18 protein-coding genes and 3 pseudogenes are annotated in these 24,488 nt (G+C 57.2%); 11 read left to right on the top strand and 10 right to left on the bottom strand.

Annotated elements, in window-relative coordinates:
- Positions 1-365: 365 nt before the first annotated feature.
- Positions 366-1,451: a hemolysin family protein gene (locus tag ACZ522_RS02130; RefSeq protein WP_379694710.1), complete on the top strand. Its 1,086-nt coding sequence runs from the start codon at positions 366-368 to the stop codon at positions 1,449-1,451.
- Between the two features lie 29 nt (positions 1,452-1,480).
- Here the strand turns inward: ACZ522_RS02130 and ACZ522_RS02125 are convergent, their stop codons facing one another.
- The 4 genes from ACZ522_RS02125 to ACZ522_RS02110 all read right to left on the bottom strand — a co-directional run bounded on the left by ACZ522_RS02125 (position 1,481) and on the right by ACZ522_RS02110 (position 10,407).
- A complete protein-coding gene (locus tag ACZ522_RS02125) occupies positions 1,481-1,828 on the bottom strand; it encodes a DUF7344 domain-containing protein (RefSeq protein WP_379694713.1) in 348 nt (115 codons plus the stop codon).
- A gap of 755 nt (positions 1,829-2,583) precedes the next feature.
- Positions 2,584-4,923 (bottom strand): DUF7827 domain-containing protein, encoded by a 2,340-nt coding sequence (locus tag ACZ522_RS02120; protein WP_379694716.1) that lies wholly within the window; start codon positions 4,921-4,923, stop codon positions 2,584-2,586.
- 1,091 nt (positions 4,924-6,014) lie between these two features.
- Entirely contained in the window at positions 6,015-9,353 is a 3,339-nt protein-coding gene (locus ACZ522_RS02115) for a nitric-oxide reductase large subunit (RefSeq protein ID WP_379695227.1), read from the bottom strand.
- Positions 9,354-9,735: 382 nt separating this feature from the next.
- Positions 9,736-10,407, bottom strand: coding sequence for a CPBP family intramembrane glutamic endopeptidase (locus ACZ522_RS02110; RefSeq protein WP_379694719.1), 672 nt, complete (start codon positions 10,405-10,407; stop codon positions 9,736-9,738).
- Between the two features lie 640 nt (positions 10,408-11,047).
- Between ACZ522_RS02110 and ACZ522_RS02105 the strand changes: the two genes are divergently transcribed.
- The 3 genes from ACZ522_RS02105 (at position 11,048) to ACZ522_RS02095 (ending at position 12,717) form a co-directional block, all read left to right on the top strand.
- On the top strand, positions 11,048-11,296 hold the full coding sequence (locus ACZ522_RS02105) for a hypothetical protein (protein ID WP_379694722.1): 249 nt from the start codon (positions 11,048-11,050) through the stop codon (positions 11,294-11,296).
- A gap of 29 nt (positions 11,297-11,325) precedes the next feature.
- Positions 11,326-11,688 carry a PIN domain-containing protein gene (locus ACZ522_RS02100; RefSeq protein ID WP_379694724.1) on the top strand — a complete coding sequence of 121 codons (363 nt, stop codon included), beginning with the start codon at positions 11,326-11,328 and terminating at the stop codon, positions 11,686-11,688.
- Positions 11,689-11,907: 219 nt separating this feature from the next.
- Positions 11,908-12,717 carry an aldo/keto reductase gene (locus tag ACZ522_RS02095; RefSeq protein WP_379694726.1) on the top strand — a complete coding sequence of 270 codons (810 nt, stop codon included), beginning with the start codon at positions 11,908-11,910 and terminating at the stop codon, positions 12,715-12,717.
- A gap of 751 nt (positions 12,718-13,468) precedes the next feature.
- Here ACZ522_RS02095 and ACZ522_RS02090 read toward each other — a convergent pair.
- Entirely contained in the window at positions 13,469-14,830 is a 1,362-nt protein-coding gene (locus ACZ522_RS02090) for an arylsulfotransferase family protein (protein ID WP_379694729.1), read from the bottom strand.
- 676 nt (positions 14,831-15,506) lie between these two features.
- Entirely contained in the window at positions 15,507-15,584 is a 78-nt protein-coding gene (locus tag ACZ522_RS02085) for a hypothetical protein (protein ID WP_379695229.1), read from the bottom strand.
- A gap of 16 nt (positions 15,585-15,600) precedes the next feature.
- Here ACZ522_RS02085 and ACZ522_RS02080 point away from each other — a divergent pair.
- Positions 15,601-15,705 (top strand): annotated as a pseudogene (locus tag ACZ522_RS02080) (hypothetical protein); the annotation flags it as partial.
- Between the two features lie 36 nt (positions 15,706-15,741).
- Positions 15,742-16,812, top strand: coding sequence for a D-xylose 1-dehydrogenase Gfo6 (gfo6, locus tag ACZ522_RS02075; RefSeq protein ID WP_379694732.1), 1,071 nt, complete (start codon positions 15,742-15,744; stop codon positions 16,810-16,812).
- A 586-nt stretch (positions 16,813-17,398) separates the two neighbouring features.
- Here the strand turns inward: gfo6 and ACZ522_RS02070 are convergent.
- Positions 17,399-17,488 (bottom strand): annotated as a pseudogene (locus ACZ522_RS02070) (helix-turn-helix domain-containing protein); the annotation flags it as partial.
- Positions 17,489-17,586: 98 nt separating this feature from the next.
- On the opposite strand from ACZ522_RS02070, the gene ACZ522_RS02065 reads away from it, so the two are divergent.
- Positions 17,587-18,093: a Cdc6/Cdc18 family protein gene (locus ACZ522_RS02065; protein ID WP_379694734.1), complete on the top strand. Its 507-nt coding sequence runs from the start codon at positions 17,587-17,589 to the stop codon at positions 18,091-18,093.
- A 553-nt stretch (positions 18,094-18,646) separates the two neighbouring features.
- A complete protein-coding gene (locus tag ACZ522_RS02060) occupies positions 18,647-19,891 on the top strand; it encodes an inorganic phosphate transporter (RefSeq protein ID WP_379694736.1) in 1,245 nt (414 codons plus the stop codon).
- A gap of 381 nt (positions 19,892-20,272) precedes the next feature.
- On the opposite strand, the gene ACZ522_RS02055 is transcribed toward ACZ522_RS02060, so the two are convergent.
- Together ACZ522_RS02055 and ACZ522_RS02050 are read right to left on the bottom strand one after the other, a co-directional pair.
- Positions 20,273-20,599: a DUF7344 domain-containing protein gene (locus tag ACZ522_RS02055; protein ID WP_379694739.1), complete on the bottom strand. Its 327-nt coding sequence runs from the start codon at positions 20,597-20,599 to the stop codon at positions 20,273-20,275.
- A gap of 267 nt (positions 20,600-20,866) precedes the next feature.
- Positions 20,867-21,658, bottom strand: a complete 792-nt coding sequence (locus tag ACZ522_RS02050) for an SDR family oxidoreductase (RefSeq protein WP_379694741.1) — start codon at positions 21,656-21,658, stop codon at positions 20,867-20,869.
- 84 nt (positions 21,659-21,742) lie between these two features.
- Here ACZ522_RS02050 and ACZ522_RS02045 point away from each other — a divergent pair, with 84 nt between their 5' ends.
- Complete coding sequence (locus tag ACZ522_RS02045) at positions 21,743-22,399, top strand: helix-turn-helix domain-containing protein (RefSeq protein WP_379694743.1); 657 nt, start codon at positions 21,743-21,745, stop codon at positions 22,397-22,399.
- 279 nt (positions 22,400-22,678) lie between these two features.
- Positions 22,679-22,969, top strand: coding sequence for a helix-turn-helix domain-containing protein (locus ACZ522_RS02040; protein ID WP_464391762.1), 291 nt, complete (start codon positions 22,679-22,681; stop codon positions 22,967-22,969).
- 4 nt (positions 22,970-22,973) lie between these two features.
- Here ACZ522_RS02040 and ACZ522_RS02035 read toward each other — a convergent pair.
- Positions 22,974-23,102, bottom strand: a pseudogene (locus ACZ522_RS02035) (primase-associated protein); the annotation flags it as partial.
- A 151-nt stretch (positions 23,103-23,253) separates the two neighbouring features.
- On the opposite strand from ACZ522_RS02035, the gene ACZ522_RS02030 reads away from it, so the two are divergent.
- Entirely contained in the window at positions 23,254-24,339 is a 1,086-nt protein-coding gene (locus ACZ522_RS02030; RefSeq protein WP_379694745.1) for a PAS domain-containing sensor histidine kinase, read from the top strand.
- Positions 24,340-24,488: the final 149 nt, after the last annotated feature.

Raw genomic sequence — 24,488 nt, 5'->3', positions numbered from 1 at the left:
CACCCCTACCTATCAAATATCACGCAGAAATATTTGATCTCCAGAGTTGTCATCGCTAATGCTGCTATACGACCGTATCACTGAAAATGACAACGAGGAACATCAGTACCAAGACCAGTACCATGACGAGGATGAGGACGGACTCTCGACTCATGGTTAACTTCCGGGAGGATGCCGACACCGCTGCACTTCCCACTTCTGTGTCTTCCCGAAACAGGAGTGAATCAGAGTGTGATATGACATTGGTTAACAACACAAACTAGAGCCCCATAAACCGTTGTTTTACTCATAGAACAACTCACGATACTGTCGTCTCCATGTTCGCTGAACATTTCCCTCTTGGAACTAAATGATGAGTTATGCAGATGAACTCATTAGAATTAGGTGTACGCCTCATCGCCGGTGTGGCACTTATCCTAACGAACGGTTTCTTCGTCGCTATCGAGTTTGCATTGACACGAGCACGTCAGTTTACCGAGGAAGAGTTCGTCAGTAACGGTCGTACAGCACTACAACGAGCGTGGGAGATGACCAACAATCTGGAGATCTACCTCACTACCTGCCAAGTAGGGATTACGGCGTCTAGTATTGCAGTCGGAATCGTCGCTGAACCTGCGTTGGCGGCCCTCTTTGAACCGCTCTTCGCTAATACGGTGTTTGCTTCTGTCGGGGCAGGCGCTATCATCGCGTTCCTCATTATTAACCTCGTCCACCTGACTCACGGTGAGCAGACGCCGACCTACCTTGGCGTCGAACGCTCGCGGATGGTTTGCAGGTACGGTGCAGGGCCGTTGTACTGGTTCAACTGGCTTATCTCGCCGCTGATCACGCTTGGCGACTGGATTGCCAAAGGGACACTCAAACTCTTCGGTATCGAGATGACCGGTGCATGGCTCGAAACAGAAGAAGACGTCATCGAATCTCGAGCAGATCTCCGAAACCGACTTGGATCCGTTCTTGACGAGGGAGATCTATCCAAGGAACGCCGCGATGAGGTGATGAGTGCATTCTATATTGGAGAACGATCGGTTCGAGAAGAGATGGTTCCGCGTGACGAGATCGTCACTTTGTCCACGGAGGCCGATTCCGAGGAGAACATACGTCGGATGGAAGAGAACCCACATACCCGCTATCCCTTGGTTGGGAAGGACATGACAGACTTCTACGGCATCATCTACTCTCCGATACTAGCTAAGCATTATGATCAACTAGTCCAAGGGGAGGTTAACTTCACAGAATTATCTGCACCTCCTATGACAATGTCACCTGATGTTGACGTGAGTGATGCTATTGACCAGTTTCAAGCGGAGAATCAGGAGCTCGCACTCGTCATTGAGAATGGTGATGTCATCGGAATGGTAACCGTAACTGATCTCGTCGAGTTCGTGATAGGCGACATTGAAGACCCAGTAGACAGGGAGTCAGATACCTCGGTCGTCTCTGACCGATAGGCTGCAGCTGCAAGGGTGTAGTAAGTGCCTCACTTCGGCGAACCCATCTCTCGGAATCTCTCTACTGTTTCCAGAGCCTCAGTCGGAACCACGCGCTGGTCCTCAGGACAATACTTGAGAACGCCCACGTCGTCTAACATCGGCAGGGAGTTGTGGTGGAGTTTCACCTTCGTGCGTTTGATCTCTTGCTCGGCTATCGTCTCTCGCTCGACGCTCTGTCTCTCTGCGGCGACCCACCGTGCAAGAGACGAGAGGGTAACCGAGCGGTCTGTTGCTGCGAGGACCCTGACGACGGCCTGTCGATGTCCGGTGCTCAAGACCGCGAAGTAGTCGTCGATTGACTGCCCGGACAAAGTACCGTTTTGTGTAACTGCCATTTGCTGATTTTTGGAATCTCTTCCACTGTTAAGTGCTTTGTTATCACGACTTTGTGGATCAAGAACTGTTATCATCCTATCTAACTGAATGGGGACGATGAGCGGACAGAGAGGCATCCTCCTTCCTCCGTCGTCACGTGGTCGTGAGGGTGATCGACCATAGCGAGGATGATGTTGACGAGGAAGGATCCACGCGACGTCCTTCCGTTGTACAGAAGGTTGAGACACTCCCCGGGAGTGCATGAGGGTGCCCGTCGACGTCGTCCGTTAAGATTCATCCTTGACGAACTCGTCTCGGTCAGGATGTTCAAGCCCAGCGCGAACGACCTCCTCGAAGAAGTGCCGGTGTTTCTCGACTTTCTCCTCTCATGTGGAAATAGAGGGATATAGACCACCTGTTCTTGAGCGTATAAGGCGTGCGTGGTGTATCGGCTCATCCAATGTCTTCTGCACTGGTAGAAGAGCGGGATATCACACTTTGAACGTCGCTTGATTCTTCTCGAGCGTGATGGCGGACTCCATGGCCGTCACGCTACAGTCGAAGTCAGCTGCTTCGTCAAAGTACGCAAAGATCCAAGCGATATCGCCTGTCCATTCGTCAGGGAGGTTAAAGAGTGTACTCTCACGGGGGGAGGTCTGAATACAACTGTTCAAGCGTAATATCGACGACTTTTGCACTCCCGGTTCCACCGACGAGTCCGAAAAGAAAGGGATAAGGACCGAGTCGAAGGGAAACCCTCCGGGGGCTCGGTTAGTTAGTCGCGGCGGACGGCGAAGAGCGCCGCAGCGAGGAGCGCGATGACTGCAACGACCACGCCGAATCCGGGCGTGCTCGTGTCAGTTCCCGTCTGCTCTGCGGTCGTGGTCTCGCCGGTCGACGTCGTCGCCGGGGCCGTCGTCGTGGCCGACGTGTCGGTCGTCGCCGTTTCGTTCGGGCCCTGCGTCGTGACCGTACCGTTGTCCGTCACGGTTTCGGTCGTGTTGTTCGCACCTTCGACGACGTTGCCCTTGACCTCCGTGACGTCGCCAGCGGCGCCACCGGTGACGCGGACGGTGAACTTGTCGCCGACGTTCTGGTTGCTGAAGTCGAAGTCAGCAGAGAACGTGTTGTTCTCAGAGACGTAGACCGTCGCCGTCTTTAGGAAGCTCGGACTCGTGTCCTCCGAGCTGCGGACGCGGATCTGGAGTTCCGTGCCCGGTGCGACGTTGGATTCGCCTTCGATGGTCTGGCTCGCAGCGTTCGAGACGTTGACGGGTTCGTCAAGCGAGTGCTTGGCTTCAACGAGCTCGAAGTCGGTCTCAACGGACTGCTGGGAGTCGGCGAGGTTGCTCTCGTCCTTGACGGTGAAGTTGGCCGTGAGGCCGTCACCAGCGCCGTAGTCGACAGAGGAACCGTTGACCTCGCGGATAGCCTCAACACTGCTGTTGGAGCCGGTGTCGAACACGATAAAGTACGTGTCGTTCTCGGCATCAGCAATGACGTTCGTGTTCTCGGAGGTCAGGTCGAGCCAGAACGCGTCGCCGTTCGCGGGAGCCGTGGTCTGATTCACCGAGAACTTGAACTGCTCGTTGCCGAGGAAGTTACCGTTGGCCTCGTAGACACCACCGAGACCGGAGGCGTTGACCTGCGTGATGACGCGGTCGCCGTTAGCGATTTCGCTGTCCTGCGTGACGTTGCCGTTCGCGAGCGCCTCGTTGAGCGCGTCAATGTCGCTGAGGTTCGTACCGTCGGACGCCGTCCACGTGGTGACAGCGTTCGTGCTGCGCTCTTCGAGGGTGAGCGTCGCGACGTTCTGGGGGTTGGATGCGCCCTTCGTGCGGATTTCGAGGTCGTAGTCGCCCGCGTCGAGGAGCGAGCCGACGTCGGTGTTAATGCTCAAGTCGACGACGGAATCGTCAGAGTTCTCGACGGTGAAGACGTCACCGCTGACGCCATCGGTCGCCGTCCAGGTGTTGAAGAGGAGCGTGACCTTACCGTCGTTGTTACCGTCTTCGACCGTCACGTTAGCGTGGAAACCGGCGTCCTCGCTACCGATGTCGATGACGGCTTGTTCGGTGTTCGAGAGCATGACAGGAATCTCGACGATGTCACCGCGCTGCTGCGAGATGACAGATGCGTTGAAGTTAGCCTTGCTCTTGCCGGCCTTCTTGACGTTGACCGTCGAGGACTTGGCCGTCACACCGCTGTCGAGGTCCGTTGCCTTCACCGTGTAGCTACCAGCGCCGACGCTGGAGAACGAGAAGTCGTACTGACCCTGGCCGTTGAGGCTCTCACCAGTGATGTTGGCAACTTCCTCACCGTCGCTGTCGAGCAGCTGCAGCTTGACGTCACGGTTGCCAGCGTTAGCCGAGACCGTACCGTCGACGGTGCCGTCCGTCGTGATGTTCTGACTGTCGAGTGTAACGTTTAGACCGAGGTCGCGAACGGTGGTGGTTGCGGACGCGCCCTCAAACTCGAACTGGTACTCACCAAGCGCGCGGTCCTTCGTGTTGAACACGATGACCGTGCTGTTGGTACCGGTGTTACGACTGAACGCGTCCGAGTTCTCGTCAGAGGTGGCCGTCACCTCAACGTCCTCGCTGACGTTGGTGGTCTCAACAGCGACAAGGGAGCCTTTGTACGAATTACGGTCCGAGTCTGCGTCAACCGTCACAGCAGCGAAGACGACCTTCTTCTTGCCCGCGTTAGCGAGCGATTTGACAGTCGAACTGTTGTCCTTGATGTCACCAGAGAGCTGGATCTCGAGGTCCTGAGACTTGATCGTCTCATTCGTCTGGATGACAACGCGACCCGGTACGGGCTGCGTGATGCTGTCATTACCAGCAACGTACTTCGAGGTGACATCCTTGCCGTCGTTCAGGAGAGTGAAGTTCTCCGTCGTCAGGCTCGTGGAGTTAATTTCTTCGTCAAACGGTACTTCGATAACGCTGCCATCACTATCACTGTTGTAGTGGACAGCGTCGCCCACATATCGGGGGGCACCGGAACCCGCAGCAGTCGCGGAACCTGCGAACGCGATGGTGCCGGCGAAGACCGACAGGACCATCAGCGCGGCGAGCGCGACGGCGCGGATCTGCTTTGATTTCTGTGTCATATTTATCAGATAGGCTATAGGTCGGCAACAGCAACTTTAAGTCGTCCTCGTGGTCCAAACGCCCACCGAAGCGGACTTGGACGACGGTACTCATTCTGTCGCCTTTGGGTAGGGGTAGTCAAATAACAGAAGCACTACTCAATATATTTTGTGTATTTCACTACAAAATGTCATTTCGTTACACACATGTTTTTGGGCCGTATCTGCCCCTGTGACTGCTTGAGAAGACGAAAGACAGTCACTCTGAGGTTTATATTTTAGACGGAACTGATGATCTAGTAAGAGTTCTGATATTCCTGCACTCACGTGTGCGAAAACTGTCGTCTTAGGAGATACTGGATAGTGAGAGAGGGTGTCAATCAATATATTTGTGTTCCCGAGAAAGAGAGGTTTTCAGCGCGGTATTTTCTCTATGTCGGACGACCTTGTTATACGACATTCCTCCTCCATGAGGCGGGCCGGTTGAGTCACTGGTAATGTGAGCTGTCATCAAAATTTGTATTGATTAGATGAGTTGTTTTATTGGTCTATATTCCCTTTTTCGTGAGTATTTCCTCGAACCTTGCGGTTCTCTGTGTTGGGAGGTCACCGTCAGATCGTCTACTAAGAAGGTATGGGGTCGTTTCCGAGAGCGTCGCATCGGCGAGATGAACACGGTCAGATGTCCACTGCAGCGCATGGGGTTGGCTTTGCGAGAGCACACCCTCTGGTTGAACACAGTGTCAGCTGTTGCATAGGGTGTTTTTCTGAGAGGGGCATGGAGCCGTTCAGCGACAGTATCCAGAACCTCGCCCGGAGGGTCATCGATTCCGGGAGTCGCCGCTCTAGAGAGAGGTACGGTTGCCGGACTTCCACCGGTCCCATAGGGTTGTGTTTGTTTTCTGAGCGCGGCCGTGCAGGCAGACAAGACTACTCCCCGTGGAGTTCCTGCATGACAAGGAACTTTCGCGCCGCCTCTTCCGCGGTCGTGGTCTCTTCCTCAACCCTGCCTCTTCGAGTGTCGGCTTTCCCTTTTGCTCAAGCAGAGGCACGTCGAATCCGGCCGAGCGAAGGACGGCGACTGACCGGCGAAAGTCCGTGCCGATCACTGACTACAGTGGATGATTATCCCCTTGGCTCTCGCGGCCAGTTTCACTGTCCCGTCCCCGATTCGCCCTCTTTGAGGTCGACGAATTTGTCCCAGTCGGCACGAGAGAACTCTGCCGTGCTGCGTAGAGGTGTCGAATCGCGCCGATAGTAAAGGCGAGTGCACCGAGGATCATGGGCGTGTCTCCAAGTGTTCGCGCCCATAGTAGTGTCTGGACGTGATCTTGTTCGTAGAACTCGAGGCTCCGCGCGACAGCATACCCGTCCTGATAAGCGGTCTGTAGCTGTACGAATCCAACAGGAAGTAACGATGCAACGGACATGATCACGAGTCCAACGTTCGTCAGCCAGAACGCTCCCCGGAACCATGTCGGGTCCCACGCAGCTTCGGGTGTGACGACACGCAGAATATATGTGCCGAGACCAAGTGCCAGTAGGCCGAATGCGCCGAACAGCGAGGTATGAGCGTGTGCAACGGTCAGGTAGGTTCCGTGTTCATAGTAGTTGATTACTGGGAGGTTGATGAAGAAACCGAGTACCCCACCACCGACGAAGTTCCAAACACTACTACCGACGATGAACAAGAGCGGTATCGTGTAGGGGAACGCCTCGTCTTGAGCTTTCAAGGACCGATATTCACCGAAACTTCGATAGAGGACAAACACGAGCGGGACGAACTCGAGAGTCGAGAACGTCGTCCCGAGCGGGACCCAGAAGTCGGGGAGACCGACCCACCAGTAGTGGTGGGAGACGCCGACGATTCCTGCCGCCATGATCGCGAACACTTCAAAGAGAATCGCTTTTTCCGCGTCACCCCTCTCGAGGAGGTCCATCGACACCAATGCAACGGAAATCACGGCGGTGACGAAGAACTCGAAGACGCCCTCAACCCACATGTGAACGACCCACCAGCGCCAGAATTCCGTAACCGCCATGTTCGTCTCGGGCGTATAGAGCATGCTCGCGGCAAACATGAGCGCGATCGAGCCACCCGCGTAGGTCATGAAGTGACCCAAGCCGGTCAGCGGTTCATCCAACTGGCGGACGCTACGGAGCACCAACCCTGTCCAGCCGACGAAGCCGCCGAGCAACCCAACCTTCCAGAGTCGGCCGACTTCGAGATACTCGAGACCCTCAGAGCCGAGCCACCACCAGAGATCACCGTCCTCGGGCGCCCCGAGTTTGCCATGTGTGCCGAGCCAGACGCCCGTGAACGCGCCGACTGTCACGAATACGAGCACGCCGAGTAGTGCAGCTGTGCCCTCGGCCTGCCAAGGTGGGTCGTGATCGCTGAACAGTCCTGGCAGAAAGAGCCCGCCTGCGAGCCACAGCGTCGTGATCCAGAGGATACCGAGGTTAACGTGCCAGGTACGACTGACAGAAAACGGCAACAGCGAGACGATGTCGATCCCAAGTGCGTCCCCTATACCGTAGAACCCGGTTCGTTCGACATAGTAGTGGGCGAGCAGCGCACCAACGAGCGCTTGTGCGACGAACAGCGCCCCTGCGATGGGGACATACCACGCTGCAGCGTACTGGGTCGGCGTGATCGATACTTCATCGGGGGAAGGTACGTCGATAAGCTCGGTCGTCGGTTCGGCCAAATCGAACGAGTGGTACGCCCAGACGCCAGCGCCGCCGCCAGCAATGAGGAGAATGACACTGATCGTGCTCCAAACCAGTACCTGTCCAGTGGGTCGGTTTCCGGTCGCGGGCACGTACGGCCAGTCGTTCGTATAGGAGTGATCCGAGCCAGGCCGGTTGGTGTGGGACATCCATGCCGTCCAGCACGCAAAATCAGCGATTCGTTTGGCGTGGTCGACCGATTTAACGAACTTCGAGGGAATCCCTCGTTCGGGTGAGCCGCCGTAGTACCGGTCGACGTACTGGTCCCGAATCCGATGATGGGCATAGACTTCGGCCGCTGAGTACTGGGCAACAGACCCCTCCGGAGCATCTGCGTCGAGTTCCCGTTCGACGCGTTTTGCAATGACTGCCTGCTCGTCATCGTCAAGTGCGTCGAATGAATCAGCACCTTGTTGGCGAGCGTAATACTCACGCATGAACTCGGCTTTTAGCGCCAGCGCATCGGCGGTAAGATCGACCCCGAAGTACGAGCCGTTACCCAGGATCGAGCCCAAGTTCATGAGCCCGTTTGCCTGAAACGCTTTCTTGCCAAGTTGTACTTGCTCGTCCGTGACGATCAGCTCCCCATCCGGTCCGCGAATCTCATCGGGAATCGGTGGTGCACGCTTGTAGGATACCCACGCTCCAAGGCCCATCGCGATGAAATTAGCGACGAAGAGCGCGACGAGCACCAGTGACCCGGTCGACTGTGACCGGAGCGCTGCGAGATCGACGCTCCCGTCTCCAGTCTCGAGTACCAAATTCGAGAGGAGCTTGAATAAGACACGCTCTGGTGTGGCGGTTCCACTACCTCCGTTAGTCAGATTCGACGCCAGGGCCGGAAGCGTACGGGCGAGGGCTCGATCACCGACCACGTCGTCTGAGAGGAGTGCCGTTGCCGCAAGCGCCATCGCGGCCGCTGGTCGACCAGCCTTTCGATCAGACAGAACCTTGGTTGCGTCGCTCGATTGAGTACCCGCGCTCTGTGAGCCCTCAGTTCCGACCACGTCACGTGACTGGTCACTGACTATCTGCGGTACCTCCTCGGTCAACGTTCGTTCGAGTGCGTGGCCGACGACCACGGCGTCCCGCTGGAGGGCATCCTCGAGAACGCGGTCGAGGGACTGATCCGTCTCGATATCTAGTTCTGCACAGAAATGTGAGTACGCTTCCGTAAGCGCGCGGTCGACTGTCTCCGACGTGTCTGACTGCGAGCTCGCATCCGACTCCGCCGATGGCCGTCTCGAATCGTCGGCAACGAACTGCTCAAGTAGTTCGTCCGTACTCACGGCAGTTTCTGAGGCCAACTGGTTCCGGATCGCTGTCAGTGTCTCGTCGTCGAGACGAGTTGCATTCATGTTGTACCGCCGCAGGAACGACTCGAATGAATCGTCGATGTTTAGATATAGGTCGGACTGTTCACGGAGTTCGTCGACAGTTTGGTCAAGAACTCGTTCACACAGTTCGTTGGCGGCTCGCTCGACGAGTCGTTCGCGGATGCCAGTCTCAGTTTTGGCTTCAGACTGCGTTCGTAGTTCGTCTACACCCCGGTCGATAACACCGGAGACTTGCTCACTAGTCGTACGACGGACTCGTATCGAAAAACCGTTGATGGTCTCTTTCCCTGCTTTGAGACGATCTGTTACGTAATCGGTCGGATGGTGTGTCTCGGTTCCGCTGGACGAATCACCTGTTGACAGAACACTTGTAAGGTCCATGACCAGTTTGTGCACACCCGGCATCACTAGTCCCGGAACTGACAGATAATGGTATGCCCGAGATATGCAAGTAGTATGTCGTATCGCCAAGTCCTCTAACGTTCAATAGCAACTGACTCCCAGGAGGATGGGATCACCTTTGGCGTCTACTCGAGAGGTGCCCCGTGCACGCCACTAACCACGACTACGGCGAGTCCAGCGAGAACGCTAGTCGCGGTTCGCAATCGTTGACTGAACGTGATCTCTGTGGCAACGTACACTGCACCAACTAGTGCGAGTGTCAGAGACGGAAAGAAATTGATGGTATCGAGGCTCACGATCGCAGCGAGACCGTGCTCGTACGTACGAGAGAACGGAGTATCAGATTCGACATCGTCTCTGTTTAAGCGTACAGGAGTTGGAAGTAACTCACCACGAGCAGAACCACGTTGTAACTGGCATGAGCGAGAATCGGCGCTAGAAGGTTGTTGGTTCGTTCGTAGACTACTCCGAACACTGCTCCGACGGCGGAGATCATAAACGCGCCCGCAACAATAGGTACGAGGTCTCCTGAGTAGTTCGCAAGATGCATCGCACCGAACAGCAGACTCGCCCCCACGACCGCAGAGACGGGCCCGAACTGGTCTCGGAGCCGACGTTGGATAATGCCACGAAACAAGAACTCCTCGACAGGAGCGACAATGACGACGGAGAGGACGGCGAGACCGAGTAGATACGTAGGATCGGTCGCCCCGATGTCCCCGATAACAGAGCTCGGGAGGAGGTCGAGTGCCGATAAAACGACAGAGAGACTCGTCGCGACGATAAGTGCGAGCACCATCCCTCCGATGGCGTAACCCAGTGTTGAGAGAGAAGGCGTTGCGATTGGGACCGAAAGATCTCGATAGCGGAGGTACACGTATCCTAGTGCAAACATCCCAAGCTGCCCGGCAGCAGTTAGCCCTACGAGGACAGCGGTATTCTGGATGTCGTACCCGAGTATAATCAGCGGAACGATGAACACGACGCCAGCGACGAGAGCGACAATGAATGTAAGTACTGCTAACCCGACCATCTCGAGTACTGTTCGAAGACCCGATTGGGTCGATTGTTGTAAATTGTTCATATTATTGACTCAAAGGCAAGACAAGTGATTGTTCTGATATCCTCGTAGCAGAGAGGCTTTAGCGGTGCGACTTCACGTTTGAGCCGGCAGCGGTACGTGTCGACCCTGGAACCACCGTCGTCTGGGAATGGACCGGAAACGGTGACGCACACAGCCTCGCGGCGGTAGATAGGAATTTCAAGTCCAACCTAGTAGAGACGGTTGGGACAAGCTACGCCCTTCAATTCGACGGTGTAGGTGTTAGCAAATACGTGCCCGTCTCACGCACTGGAGGCCATGCGTGACCGCTTCGCCTTATATCGTAGAGCGGGAGTGCATGGGGATGAAGCCCGACGACATCAAGGGGGAGAGGACCCGTTGTCTTAACCAACAGTCAGAATGGGACACCCTCAGGTTGGTTAACGAATTCACGCATGGGGGTTATTTTCGACGACGAGTGGTGTCTGGGTGAATGTGGGTTAAGTCTCGTCTGGGGGCGCCGTCTTCCGGCGCGCCAGGAAGGGTTGATGCGTTCCTTTTGGACGCATGGGGTCGTCCGCTCTTAACCGTCGGCGTAACACTCTTAGAGGCATATATCTGAATATATTGTATGGTGAAAACCATCCGCGTCTCGGAGGAGTATCACAAGTGGCTGGACGCCCACAAACGGGACGATGAGACGATGGAGGACACTCTGCGCCGGATTACGCGCGGCCCCCACCCCGACGACGTTGCCGGCCTCCTGTCGAAAGAAGAAGCCGAGGAAGCGAAAGCCGCAGTTGAGCGTCTTCGCGGCCGCGACCGCGACCGTCTCGACGCCGCGCGCGCCGCGTTCAAGAGCGAGAACGCAGACGAGTGATAATCGACTCGTCGTTTTTGTTCGACCTGATGGCAGACGACCCGGACGCGTTCGCGAAGGGTGCGGAGCTTGTCGACCAAGGGGAGATGCAGTGGTTACCCACCCCGGTCGTCGCCGAGGCATACTACGGCGTCGCGACGGTTCAGAGCGATACCACCAAACAGGAGATGCGGAACCGTCTGTTAGGCTACCCTCGAGTCGACGTCGACGAGGAGGTCGCCAGGACCGCGGGTGAACTGCTTGCATGCGCCGATGATGGAACGGGCGGAGACGCCGGTGTTGGGATAAACGACGCCTACATCGCCGCGATGGCGGAGATACTCGACGATGCCGTCCTCACAGCCAACGTCGACGACTTTGAAGCTCTTGGTGTCTCGGTCGAAACGTACTGAGAGATGCCCCTATCTTAACCAACGCCAGCCACGGTACTCCTCGCCTGTTGGGTAATCTCTACTCCGGCGGGTCGTCAAGGAGATTCTCCTCAGCGAGCGTTATTGCAGGTTCCGAAGTCAGTGAGACGAACGCCGCGTCGACATCGAGGAGGTACAGAGCCGACCATGACCCAGAACCGTGGCGTATCTTCTTGCAACTGGCCGCCGAAGCAACAGCCTATGGAATACGTAACTACCCAGGGTGTGGACATCCCAGCACTGGGCTTTGGGACGTATCCGATGAGAGGCGAGACATGTCAAACCGCAGTCCACCAAGCGTTGGAAACAGGGTACCGGCACGTCGACACAGCCCAGATGTACAATAACGAGCGGGCAGTGGGCCAGGCAATCGCGGCTGCCGACGTGCCGCGCGACGATATCTTCCTCGTGACGAAGATCCTCCGCCAGAACCTTGCGCACGATGACGTCCTTGAATCCGTCGAGGAAAGCCACGGGCGGTTGGCAACCGACATCGATCTGCTGTTGATTCACTCCCCGAGTCGTACCATCCCGGTCGAGGAGTCGATTGCGGCGATGAACGACCTCCAGAAGCGGGGAATAGTCCGGCACATCGGAGTCAGCAACTTTTCTGTCGGCCAACTGCAGGACGCAATCGCGGCCTCCGACACCCCGATTCTCACCAACCAGGTGGAGTATCACCCGTTCAAGGAGCAGGCCAACCTGCTTGAGTTCTGCATCGAAAACGGGGTTATGCTGACCGCCTACAGTCCTCTCGCGGAAGGCCGCGTCATCGGCAACGACCGCCTTAAGGGGATAGGCGCTCGATACGGGAAGACCGAAGCCCAGGTCGCGTTGCGGTGGCTCCTCCAGCAAGAACAGGTCTCGGCGATCCCAAAGGCATCGAGCCCCGCACACATCCAAGCGAACTTCGACGTCTTCGACTTCGAACTCACAGACGAGGAGATGACGCAGATCTTCGATCTCCAAGGCGGGCTTCTCACCAGGCTCCAAACCGCACTTGGTCTCTGACTCAGCAACGGTGTGGCGCTGGGTCACCGACGGGGCGACGTAGTAATTCAGGCCCCTACTTGTTTGATCCAATTCCCAAATCGGTCCCCGTGCCTTCGAGGCAGCAGCCCCGCTGAAACCATCGACTAAACCACGTTACGATACAGAAATATCGTAGAGAGAGGACGCCGTCTCGACGGACAGTTACGTGCTGATACACTGTGACGCCGTGGGTGGTGGCGATGATTGAACACACCGGCGCCTTGATGACGACACGCTGGCCGCTCTCGAATCCGAGTTCGGTGATGTGGAGGCTGGGGATCGCGTACTCCCTATCCTCCAGAACGCACTCACCCATTGGGCGTTTCATACGAAACCGTCGACGTCGATATTGAGGTACAGCGGTCGGAGGAGTGGGAGACACTCGCCGACCGCGACGACCTGGCATCGCTCTCCCGCAGCTAACTGACGCAACTCCTCACGGCGGGGCTCATTTCGGGAGAGGAGCACGCAACGGCGCGGATGGAGAAGCGGCGGCGCAAGGCGGAGTAGTCAACCGCGGCGTCTCGGTGTCGTGTATGGGTTGCCCCGCACCCAGGGGACGTATGGAGACGTCGGCCGACGGCATCGCCGAGACTCGCTCTGACCCTCGCTGTTTTCCTGTCGCTCCCACGCGCGGCGTTCGGTCGTGTTCGGTGGTTATTCGCCACCTAGGGCGGTGTTTTCGGAACCGGACACCTGCCCGTGAGCGTGACCGACTCGGCCACCCCGCTTACCGTCGTCGGACCCACCACAGCGTCTCCGTTCCCGCCCAGAGGAGTACGACGACGACTCCCGCGGCGAGCGCGAACACTTCCGGGAACCCCATCCAAACGGGAGTGATGTACATCAATCCGTTAAGGTACTTCCCGGGAACGAGGCCCTTAAGCGCGCTCCAGAACCGGTCGCCGACTGTCAGAGACTGAGACGCGATATCACTTGACTGAGCACTGGAGCCACCGGTCGATTCGTCGCCGGTGCCGAGGCGTTCGGCCTCGTACGGGAAGGCGATGTTGACCTCCCAGACGATGTCGCCGTTCTCGTCCACCTCGAAGACACGGTTCCCGTTGGAGTCGGAGATGAGCGTATGCCCATTCGGCAGGCGGTCGGCGTCGCGCGGCCACTGCATCCGGGAGTCCCGCCAGAGCCACGTCTGCTCCCACGTACCGTTCGCACGCTGATATTCGATGATACGGTTGTTCTCGGAGTCTGCGACGATAGCAGCCGGACCGCCGTTCGAGCGGTTGACGAAGTCGGGATTGTGCTGCTCGTTCAAAATGCTGTAGTTGTCCTCCTCACCGAGTGTCCACGCTTCCTCGACAGCGTGCCCATCGGAGGACAGGAACACGACGCGGTCGAAGTTGCGGATGCTCACCATGATCCGCCCGTCGTCCACCACCTCAACGTCGTTGATGTGCGACCAGTCATCCGGGTAGGGACCGCCGGTCCCCTCAATGGGGAATGCGTCGGAGGCGTTCCAGCGCCACTCGATCTCGTCGGTTTCGGTGTTCACGACGAACACCCCGTCTAGGTAGATATCGGCGACGACGAGATGCGTCTCGTTGATGCGGTCGACGTCGTGGTACCGCGTCGCCTCCTTCCCAGGGGTCAACTGTCCCCAGACCTGCTCGACATCACCGGTCGTGAGATTCACACGCTCGACACCGTTGTAGGTGCAGGCGTTCACGTCCCCGTGCGCCTCGTAGTAGGTGTTCCACGTCTCCTCGTCGACGCCGTACTCGCTCGCATTCCACTCCTCGGCCGGGGGGCACCGATTGCCCTCCCGGTGGTCCGCGTATGAGTACTCGACGGTTGCCTCAGTTCCTGGGACGGGGTCCACGTCCCAGTACCGGGTATGAGTGTCGTTGTAGTAGCGGACCGTCCCGTTGGAGTTGAACGCGACGAGTTCGGCCCGCGCTCTGGGACCGTCGCTGGCCTGTCCGCGCCACGAGTTCGAGTCTGTAGCGACGACCGTGATTCCGCTTGCGTTAGGTGCGACGGTGGCGTTTCGGTCGATGTCGCCGCTCTGCGAGAGGTGCGACTCGAACGTCGTTTCCGTCGATGCGCTTGCGAATCCGTATCCGACGCTTAGCACTGAGAGCGAAAGGAGCACGGTGAAGAAAAGTCGCAGGTGTCGTTGGGAAAATCGGACCATCAGTGTACCGTACCGCCGTTTTCTCTCGACTCGGTGTCTATCGGTTCGGCGAAGAGATAGGCGATGTGGCGCGCTATCTCGCCAGCATGTACCAGTTGGGCATCAATGCTGTCAATCCGGAGATATTGCAAACCACATTGCCTATATCGGTCATTCCGCCCCGTCGTTATTTGGTCCCGTTCGGGAGTTCCGATGCGGGTGGTCGCGATTCGTTTCGAGGACATACCCTCACTTCAGTTGCGCTCGGTAAGTAGATTCTTCATTGTAGTACTCGCTCTTCGATATACTCCACCCCTATGTGTGACCGTCCCCGCACCGTCGTACACCGTTAAGATCACCGCCGGTGTCAAGGTCCCAAACTGGACGCTCACGTCGGCCGCGTTCCCTATATCCCGGCGGCGCGTCGCGACCGGCTCGCTCGAAAAAAGGCGACGTTGGTGGTGTTGGAACAGTCGCACGATCATGGGATTGGAGGGGACCATCCATTCTGCGTAACCGTTGACAACTGGTCGGCGTGACGGCTCTTCAGAAGTCATCAAGAATAGACTGGATGTGTCAGTACGTGTAGTCTTGGAAATAATAGAATCCAACCGCAACCCTTCTCTACAAAGAGGAATCAGTCGTTACGTCGTAGAGTGATGCGTTTGCCTTTATAGTCCTCAAGAAACGGCGTCGGTCCGCCGATACTTACCATCCCATCATTAGACACGATGCACAGGGTTATTTACAGTCTGGTAGAGGCATCGATGCGAGACGACGCAGTGGCCACTGGTAACGCAGTATTCGATCGGCTGGTTGGGGTGGTTCCTCGTTCGTGAAAATTATCTGCTATGAGGACCGAATCCTTGCTCATGGAGTTCGATCTCGACAGCTTCAGTGCCCGCGACTGGGAAGGCCCCACGGACACCGATCCGGTTCGATTCGCCATGGTCGGACTCGGGTGGTGGACGCGCGAACAAGCGATCCCTGCCGTCGAAAACGCAGATTACTGCACGACGACGGTCTTGGTCAGTTCCAATACGGAAAAGGCCGAGGAGGTCGCGGCTGACCTCGAGGGGATCGAGGAGACTCTCACCTACGAAGAGTACGCCGACGGCGCGGCGACCGACGCCTACGACGCGGTGTATGTCTGTACGCCGAACGGACTCCACCGCGACCACGTTGAAGCCGCAGCGACGCACAACAAGGCGGTTCTCTGCGAGAAGCCCTTGGAAGCGACCGTCGAGGACGCCCGGGCGACTGTCGACGCCTGCCAGGAGGCAGATGTCCCGCTGATGGTCGCCTACCGACTCCAGACCGAACCGGTGGTCCGCCGCGCACGAGAACTGATCCAAGACGGCGCCATCGGAGATGTTGTTTCGATACTCGGACACATGTCGGACACGATCCTCGACGCCGTTGACGAAACGAGCTGGCGGTTCGACCCCGATCTTGCCGGCGGGACGACGCTCAACGATATCGGGATCTACCCGCTGAATACGATCCGGTTCATTCTGGAGGAGGACCCCCAGGCGGTGTACGCCCGGACGGAGTCCGAACAGCCGGCCTACGAGGGAACCGACGAGCACGCGGCGTTCCAGTTAGAGTTCCCCGACGGCAAACTCGCCTCGTGTACGGTTACGCACAGTGCAACAGTAACCTCGAGCCTCCGATTCGTCGGTACCGAAGGCGAACTGAGCATGGAGGGGCTGTTCTTCCCAAACACCCGGAAGGTGCTCAGGGTGTCCGGACCAGACATTGAGGGCGAGTATCGGCCGGAACCGGTCGACCAGATGCGCGAGGAGTTCGATTACTTCGCCAACCGCCTCCAGCGTGGTCTCAACCTCGAACCCGACGGCGAACACGGGATGGTCGACATGCGCGCTATCCGTGCCCTCTACGACTCCGCCGAGCAGGGACGACGCGTCGAACTCGATCTGTGAACGGGGGAGAAGATGATGCCGCGAGCAAGTTTCCACCGACCAACACAGTACTTGGTCTCTCGACCTCCAAACAAACAAAACGACCTGTGTGTAGTACTTAAAGAATAAGAACAGACGAAACGCACTCTCCCTCAACGAGTTTACCCAGTACAAGCACAGGTTGGGAAATTAAGGCTCTGTTGAAATCCTGTTAGATAGACACTATCTGTAGTGGAATAGCCATAAAGTAGGTGTACGGGCTTGTCGATCAAAATTCTAATCAGAGCGCGCTGACGCTCTGCCCATCGTGATTAATAAATAGCCTCAGTCGATGGAGGACAAAATGAATTAAATCTAGCAAGAGTTTGGATAGGGCATCGACCTCCACTACGACGAGGACGGTAACTGGAACGGGCCGAGCGTTCAGTTTGCCGGAAATAGTCAACTCCCGGCAGATAGCTAAACAGACGTGACTTTTCTTCTGAACACTCGCCAAGGTTAGGAGTTCTTGAGCCTCATATCCGGATGAAGCAGAGGTCGCCTCAGGGCTACATCCGCGTGACTACTAAGAAGGCTAAGAAGGCAGTTTCAAGTTCAACGTCGCACACTACGCAGAGGACCTGGCGACGAACTCGGTAACGATCCTGTTTTCAGCCCGCCGAAGCAGCTTACTCATCGATGCCTTGTTGATGTCGTATCCTTCAGCTAGCTCGGTGAGCGTGCAGCGTTGGGTCGCCTCGTAGTACCCACGTTCAACCTCTCCAGAGCCACCTCAAAAGCAGTGAGCACGTCCCAATGACGAAATACAACCCCGACGAACTCGTCTCTATTCTCTCTGACCGCGCTCGCGTTGGTCTCACACAAGACGCTGCCGCTCGGTCCACCCTCGAACGGATTGCTGATGCCGCCGCCGGCGACGCCCGCGTCGCAATCGGGATGCTCAAACGAGCCGCCACCATTGCTGCTCGCGACGACGAAGACGCGATCACGCCCGGTGTCTTGGAAGAAGCGCTCCCGGATGCCGAACTCGAGATTCGGCACCGAGACATCGAGGCACTCAATGCACATCAAAAAACGGTGTTCGAGATCATCCGCGACCGCGGGCCTATCACCCCCAAGCGACTCTACGACCGCTACGAGGCTCGAGCCGACAATCCAAACAAGCGCCGGACCGTTCGGTCCTACCTTCGAAAACTCGCACAGTACGATCTTATCGAAGCAGACGGACAGACTCGCGACCGAACGTACCGTCTTGCACCCGACGTCAGCGAAGACCTCCCGGCCACGGACTCACCGTTTTGAGCGCTTTCCGGAACGATACCGGATTCCGGAAATCACCTCCTCCACGTCATGCATCTTTCTGCCTTAGCGGCCAGCTTTAAGCCGTTTCTCGTGGCCGGCCTGATGCGGGTCTGTGTCCAGCGCGACGGTCGTCGAGAATGCGCGCCGTGGTATGGCGCGCGACAGCGCAGACGGCCCAAAGCGCTGGGACGCAAAAGTCCGCCAGGGGCGCAACCGAAAACGCGCTTAATGCTGGCGTCAAGACCAGATTCACTTTAGCCCGGAACGGCGAGCGACGAGAGGAGCGAGGCGCAGCCCGGAATAGTCGGTCGCGAGCGACGCAGAGGTCTCGTGAGCGAAGCGAACGAGACATCGGTGAGCTTTGCTCACCGGAACCGACATGGTACGCGACTTTTGCCGGTCGATAGCAGAGCCGGATATCCCACGCCGGTCATGGATTGGAATACAGAATCCTTCACCCGTGCCGGTAGTGCGATCACGTCAGCAGCAACCCGAAACGGACTCCGGAGGATTATATGTGGAGGCCGAATAACGATGGCACAGATACGACACGATGGTATCACTGCTAACCGTCGCAGGAATCGTCGTCGCCGTGTTCGTCGGATTCAACATCGGAGGCTCGTCGACGGGCGTGGCGTTCGGCCCCGCAGTCGGCTCGCGCCTCGTTCGGAAAGCGACCGCGGGGGCACTGTTCGTGGGCTTCGGCTTTCTCGGCGCGTGGACCGTCGGTCGGAACGTCATCGCGACGATGAGCAGCAGTATCGTGCCGGCGGCCCAGTTCACGCCCACCGCAAGTGTCGCGGTCCTGTTTTTCACGGGTGTGTCGCTGTTGATTTCGAATCTCTACGGCGTTCCGGCCTCGACATCGATGACTGCCGTCGGCGCCATCGTCGGGTTGGGTCTCGCGTCGGACACCCTCAATCGGGCGCTGATGTTCGTCATCGTCTCGGCGTGGATTGTCGCGCCGCTGGTGTGCTTCACCATCGGGATCGTGGTCGGGCGCTACCTCTATCCGCACCTCGACCGCTACGTCGCGTTCACGACGTTCGATCTCCACTTCATCCAACTCGACCGCTCGGGGGTGATTCCACGGCCGTATCTCAACCCGAACGCATCACCGCAAGATATCGTCGGCTCACTCTCGGTGGTCGCCATCGCCTGCTACATGGCGTTCTCGGCGGGGGCGTCGAACGCGGCGAACGCTGTGGCCCCCCTCGTCGGCGAGGGCGGGGCGCTCACCGTCGATCAGGGCGTTCTGCTCGCGGTGGGAGCCTTCGGTTTAGGGAGTTTCACTATCGCCCGTCGCACGCTGGAGACGGTCGGGGACGATATCACAGAACTCCCGATTCTCGCGTCGTTGATCGTCTCCATCGTCGGTGGCACGGTCATCACGATCCTCTCCTACTTGGGGATCCCCGCGAGTCTCGCGGTCAGTACGACGTCGACGATCATCGGACTCGGGTGGGGTCGGGCAAGTCGGGCCGCGACGCTTGCGGAGTTAGCGACGCCGGCGCCCGAGGGACCGGAGCTGGACGTCGCGACGGGAGCGTTGGTCACCTCGCGCGTCGAGGAGGCGCCTGCAGGCCCGACCATCGGTGATATCGCCCGCCACGAGGAACCCGCGGAGGAACCGGAGGAGATCCCAGACGTTCCGGACATCGGTGTGGAGGGGCCCGCGGATCTCGACGAGCGGAGCCTCTTCGATCCGAAGGCGGCCAAGCGGATCGTTACGATGTGGGTGGTGACGCCCTCGCTGGCGGTCGCGGCCTCCTATCCCGTGTTCGCGATCCTGCTGTGAGTTTCGTTCGGACGAGGTAATAACGTAATACGTACCCGGAATGGTCGGTCGCAAGCGACGCGGAGGTCTCGTGAGCGAAGCGAACGAGGACAAGCGAGACTTCGTCCCGCGTGGTCGCGGGATGCCGAGCGACCGAGGGCTTTCAGAAAACGACGACTGTCGTTGGCAAGCAGAACTGAATGGAGCCCATGTCCGGCAGAGAATATCCGGTTCCAGCCCTATCTAACGCAAATACCACGCTCTTTCTCTTCACAGTCGTCGTTCAGACACGGTGCCGCTGCACGGTCGGTCCTTCTCTGTAAGCTAATTCCGTTCGTATATAACCTACCAGCGAATCTTCGTATCGGTCGTGACCTAGACTCGTCACCGCCCGAGAGAGCCTTAGTTCAGAGATGACGTTTTGGATGGCATGACGGTTTGCAGGCTATTAGTCGGAATGACGCGGTTGTCCTCAGAACAGTATTCGAGAAGGCCCGCCGCGTCTAACTTCGGGAGGTGGTAGTGGTGAAGTTTCATCTCCACTTGTTTGAGATCTCGCTCATCGTCTGCGAGGACTGCGGCGACCTCCTCTGCGAGGGGTGAGAGGTTGACCGAACGATCTTTCTCGGCGAGGATGCTCACCACGGCCTGTTGGTGCTTTCCACTGAGGACGGCGAAGTAATCATCAGATGAATACCTGGAGGGAGTGCCGTCTTGGTTGACTACCATTCTATCTCTACGACTATTCTCTATCCATGAAAAGTATATGCCTAAAGTAGTTGGTCCCGTAGTGATTGTCTGCCACGAGGACGTTTATCCATGTTTTATGAGCGAAAACCGGATATTCCCACTATCATACGTAATTCCTTAATAAGGTATGTCTGTAAGGAAAACGCTGTCAGAGGCACCCTACCATCCTTCAAAAATCCGGTGTCGTCGTGCGAGGGGTCTGCGTGAGCGACGCGGAGTTTGCCTGAGACAGTTCTCGTTCGCATATCACATCCCGGTGGTGGGTGCCGGGTATCGTTCCGCGAGCCATTCCTCCCAAGTAACTCTCCCGACCCTGTGATCGGGACAGGTCGCATGGCCACTCCGAAACGCTGTCATAGTTTTACCGGGGATGGGAAATCTGATGATAGGACGCCGCAGATCACGCGCGGCGCGGTACGCCTGTGCGAGTTCGCCTACTGAGCGGATTTCTGGACCACCAACGGAGTCGATCCGACCGCTCGCTGTCAGCGTCGCATGATCCACGATGATGTCGGCAACCTCGCCGACATCGACAGGCTGGATTAGCACATTCGTCGGAAGGGGCCACACCGGAAGTTTCGCCACAGAATCCAGCAGTTCCGCGATGAACGAGTAGAACTGCGTCGAACGGACAATAGTCGCGGGGATATCGCTTTCCTCGACTGCCGTCTCGGCGACAGCCTTGTGTTCGTAGTAGGAGAAGGGAATATCGCCGATACCGACGATGGAGGGATAGACGAAATGCTCCATACCAGCTGATTCGGCCGCTTTGATGAGTCGTTTCGTGCCCTGCACGTCAACCGCCGCTGTGTCGCCCTGCGGAGCCGTCGCCGTGTGGATGACGACATCAATGTTTTCGAGCGCCGACCTGATCCCCGTACCCTTGATTAAGTCAAGTTCCACCCAGTCGAGATTCCCCTTGGTTTCTTCAGGAGACGAGCGGCTCGTCGCTCGGACAGCGTGGCCCGCAGCTGTGAGCCGCGGTCGGAGTGCCGTCCCGAGTGTACCTGTTGCGCCGGTTACCAGCGTTTGAATCATAGGGGATGATTCGGTGCGTCAGCCTGAGTGATTATTGCCGAGCTTGCTCGGTGGGTTTAAGTACTCTATTACAGATCATCGCCCATGAAACACGTCCGGGTGCGCATCACAGCCCGTGGAGGGGCGGGTGATATCCACCCGATGTACGGCGTGATGACCGAGGCATCGTTCGTTGAACGAGCGACGGCCATACAGTGGAATTATACCGGTGACGCGTTGGGCATCCTCCATTACGTCGTAGGCGATGCCGACGCACTTGAAAGAGCGATGCAAGAGATCCCAGAGGTCGTCGGCTACGACATGGAGCGCATTGACGAGCGGTCTTGCTATGTGTACGTCCGGGACGCGACGACCGATTCGCTCCAGAAGATGTTCAGCCCCATCTCCTCCGGCGGCATTATCGTCGTCCCTCCCATCGAATACGAATCCGATGGGACAGTAGTGTTCTCGATGTTCGGCCCTGACGACGAAGTACAGGATGCAATCGAAGGCGTCTCCGTCCCAGTTGACGTGACAATCGAAGCGGTGGGCGGTCTTGCTGGTACAACGACTGCTATCGAAGCACACCTCACCAACCGTCAGCGCAGAGTTGTCGAAATAGCAGTGGAACTAGGCTATTACGACATCCCTCGAACCGCCAGTCAGAAGGACATTGCCGCGAAACTGGCCTGTGCGCCAAGTACTATCGCTGAACACCTACGGAAAGCCGAATCCCGCATACTCCGAGCACAGTTCGCCTGAGACTGGTTACTTTCCAAATCCGTGTTTCCTCTTATGATGGTGTGCGAGACACACCTCGTGCATCGATGATGTTACCGATATCACGCCAATCTACGTCGGTGAATCGCGTGAGACTGGCCACTGAATCTACCAACGTACCACTCCATCTCGGGTAGTCGCGGGATACCGGGCGGCCGAGGGCTTTCATCCAGTACATTCCTCACCTCGACTGACCCAGTTGGTTGTTGCAAGATAGCGATTGCGATCCCGATAACCGACGATGGGGGATATCAGATCACGATGGTTGGTCGTGCAGAAGCCTTTGCAAACGCTCCATCCGCGCCACCAGATGGTATCGAAATGGAACTTGTCTCGATGAGTCCGTACCGGTCCCACCCAAAACGCATTTTCTCAGAATTAACTGAACGGCAGCACGAAGTTCTCAAGGTAGCGATTCGGTCAGGCTATTATCAAAATCCCAGACAAACATCATTACAGAAAATCGCTGACGACATCGGAATTACTGCAAGCACTGTCGGCAAACACCTCCGAAGTATCGAGAAGCAGGTCTTCTCGACGTACGTTCAATAGATTCGATCGTATTCGAGAACCTGTAGCGGATTTGGTAGCCGGTGACCTGTTCATCGCACCACGGCCACCGCGAGAAGACGTCCTTGAGGTCTGTAACAATCGTCTCAAGGTCACTGTCCTGATACTGTGGCAACTATAGATGCAGCAAACGCACCATCTATTCAGTAGCAGTCGGGCGAACTTCCGAGAGCGTGTCATAAAACACGTGTCGATCGCAGAGAACGCTTCGTCCCTGCAACCAGAATGGGAACAGCCTTATCTCTGTCAGTCGGCTAAAAACGGATATGAATGGCCGTGAGCCAGAGGCTCTTATTCCAGCGGCCGTGGACACGCTCCCGATAAACTTTGCAATCCTCGATGATGAAGGGACGATCCTATATACCAATCGCGCATGGCAGGAGTTCGGCGAGGCGAATGACATCGAACTTCGACCAGATACGATCGGAACCAACTACCTTACAATCACCAGACAAGGGGAGACGGAGACGGCACAAACGGCTGCCGCCGGGTTATCCGAGATTCTAACGGGCGACCGGGAACTCTTCGAGTTCGAATATCCGTGCCACTCTCCCGACAAACAACGTTGGTTTCTCATGCGGGCAGCGTCGTTCACTACCGGTGACCAGAGATACGTCGCTGTCGCCCATTTTGACATCACTGATCGGTACACGTATCAACGTCAGTTGGAAGAGTCTAACGAGCGCCTCCAGCAGTTCGCCTACGCTGCCTCCCACGACCTCCAAGAACCGTTACGGATGGTCACGAGCTACCTACAGCTGCTCGAGCGTCGGTATAGCGATGACCTCGACGAAGACGCCCAAGAGTTCATCGAGTTCGCAGTCGACGGTGCCGAGCGGATGAAGGCGATGATCGAAGGACTGCTTACGTACTCCAGGGTCGAAACACAGGGACAGTCCTTCGATTCGGTCGATCTCGAGGCAGTGCTGGACGACGTGCTGACGGATCTCGGTATCCGAATCGACGAAACCGGTGCCGAAATCACCGCTGAATCGCTACCGACTGTCAGAGGTGACGCCAACCAACTCCGCCAACTCTTCCAGAACCTGCTGGAAAACGCTCTCCAGTATAGCGGCGAGCAGAAACCCCGGGTGTCGATCTCTGCGATGCGTAACGAGGACGAGTGGATAATTTCGGTCAGTGACACGGGGATCGGTATCGATCAAGAGGACGTAGACCGGGTTTTCGAGGTGTTCCAGCGACTCCACAGCCACGAGGAGTACGAAGGGACGGGGATCGGCCTCGCACTCTGCCGACGAATCGTCAAACGCCATGGGGGCGAGATTTGGGTAGACTCCGAACCCGAAGAAGGGTCGACGTTTTCGTTTACGCTTCCGGCACCCGATACGTGAACTTTTTTGAGGATCACTCCGGCTGTATTCGCGCGTTCTATCCAACGTGACTGCTGACACCTGTCACCGATTTACATGGTCAACAGAACCTTCGAAATCAGTTTCTCTCTGCTCCGTCTCCGTAGACTGTGCTTCCAATCATCGGGCAT

The organism is Halopelagius fulvigenes, from assembly GCF_055398025.1.
Note: the sequence above shows the minus strand (reverse complement) of the source record. Positions and strands in the feature narration are given on the sequence as shown.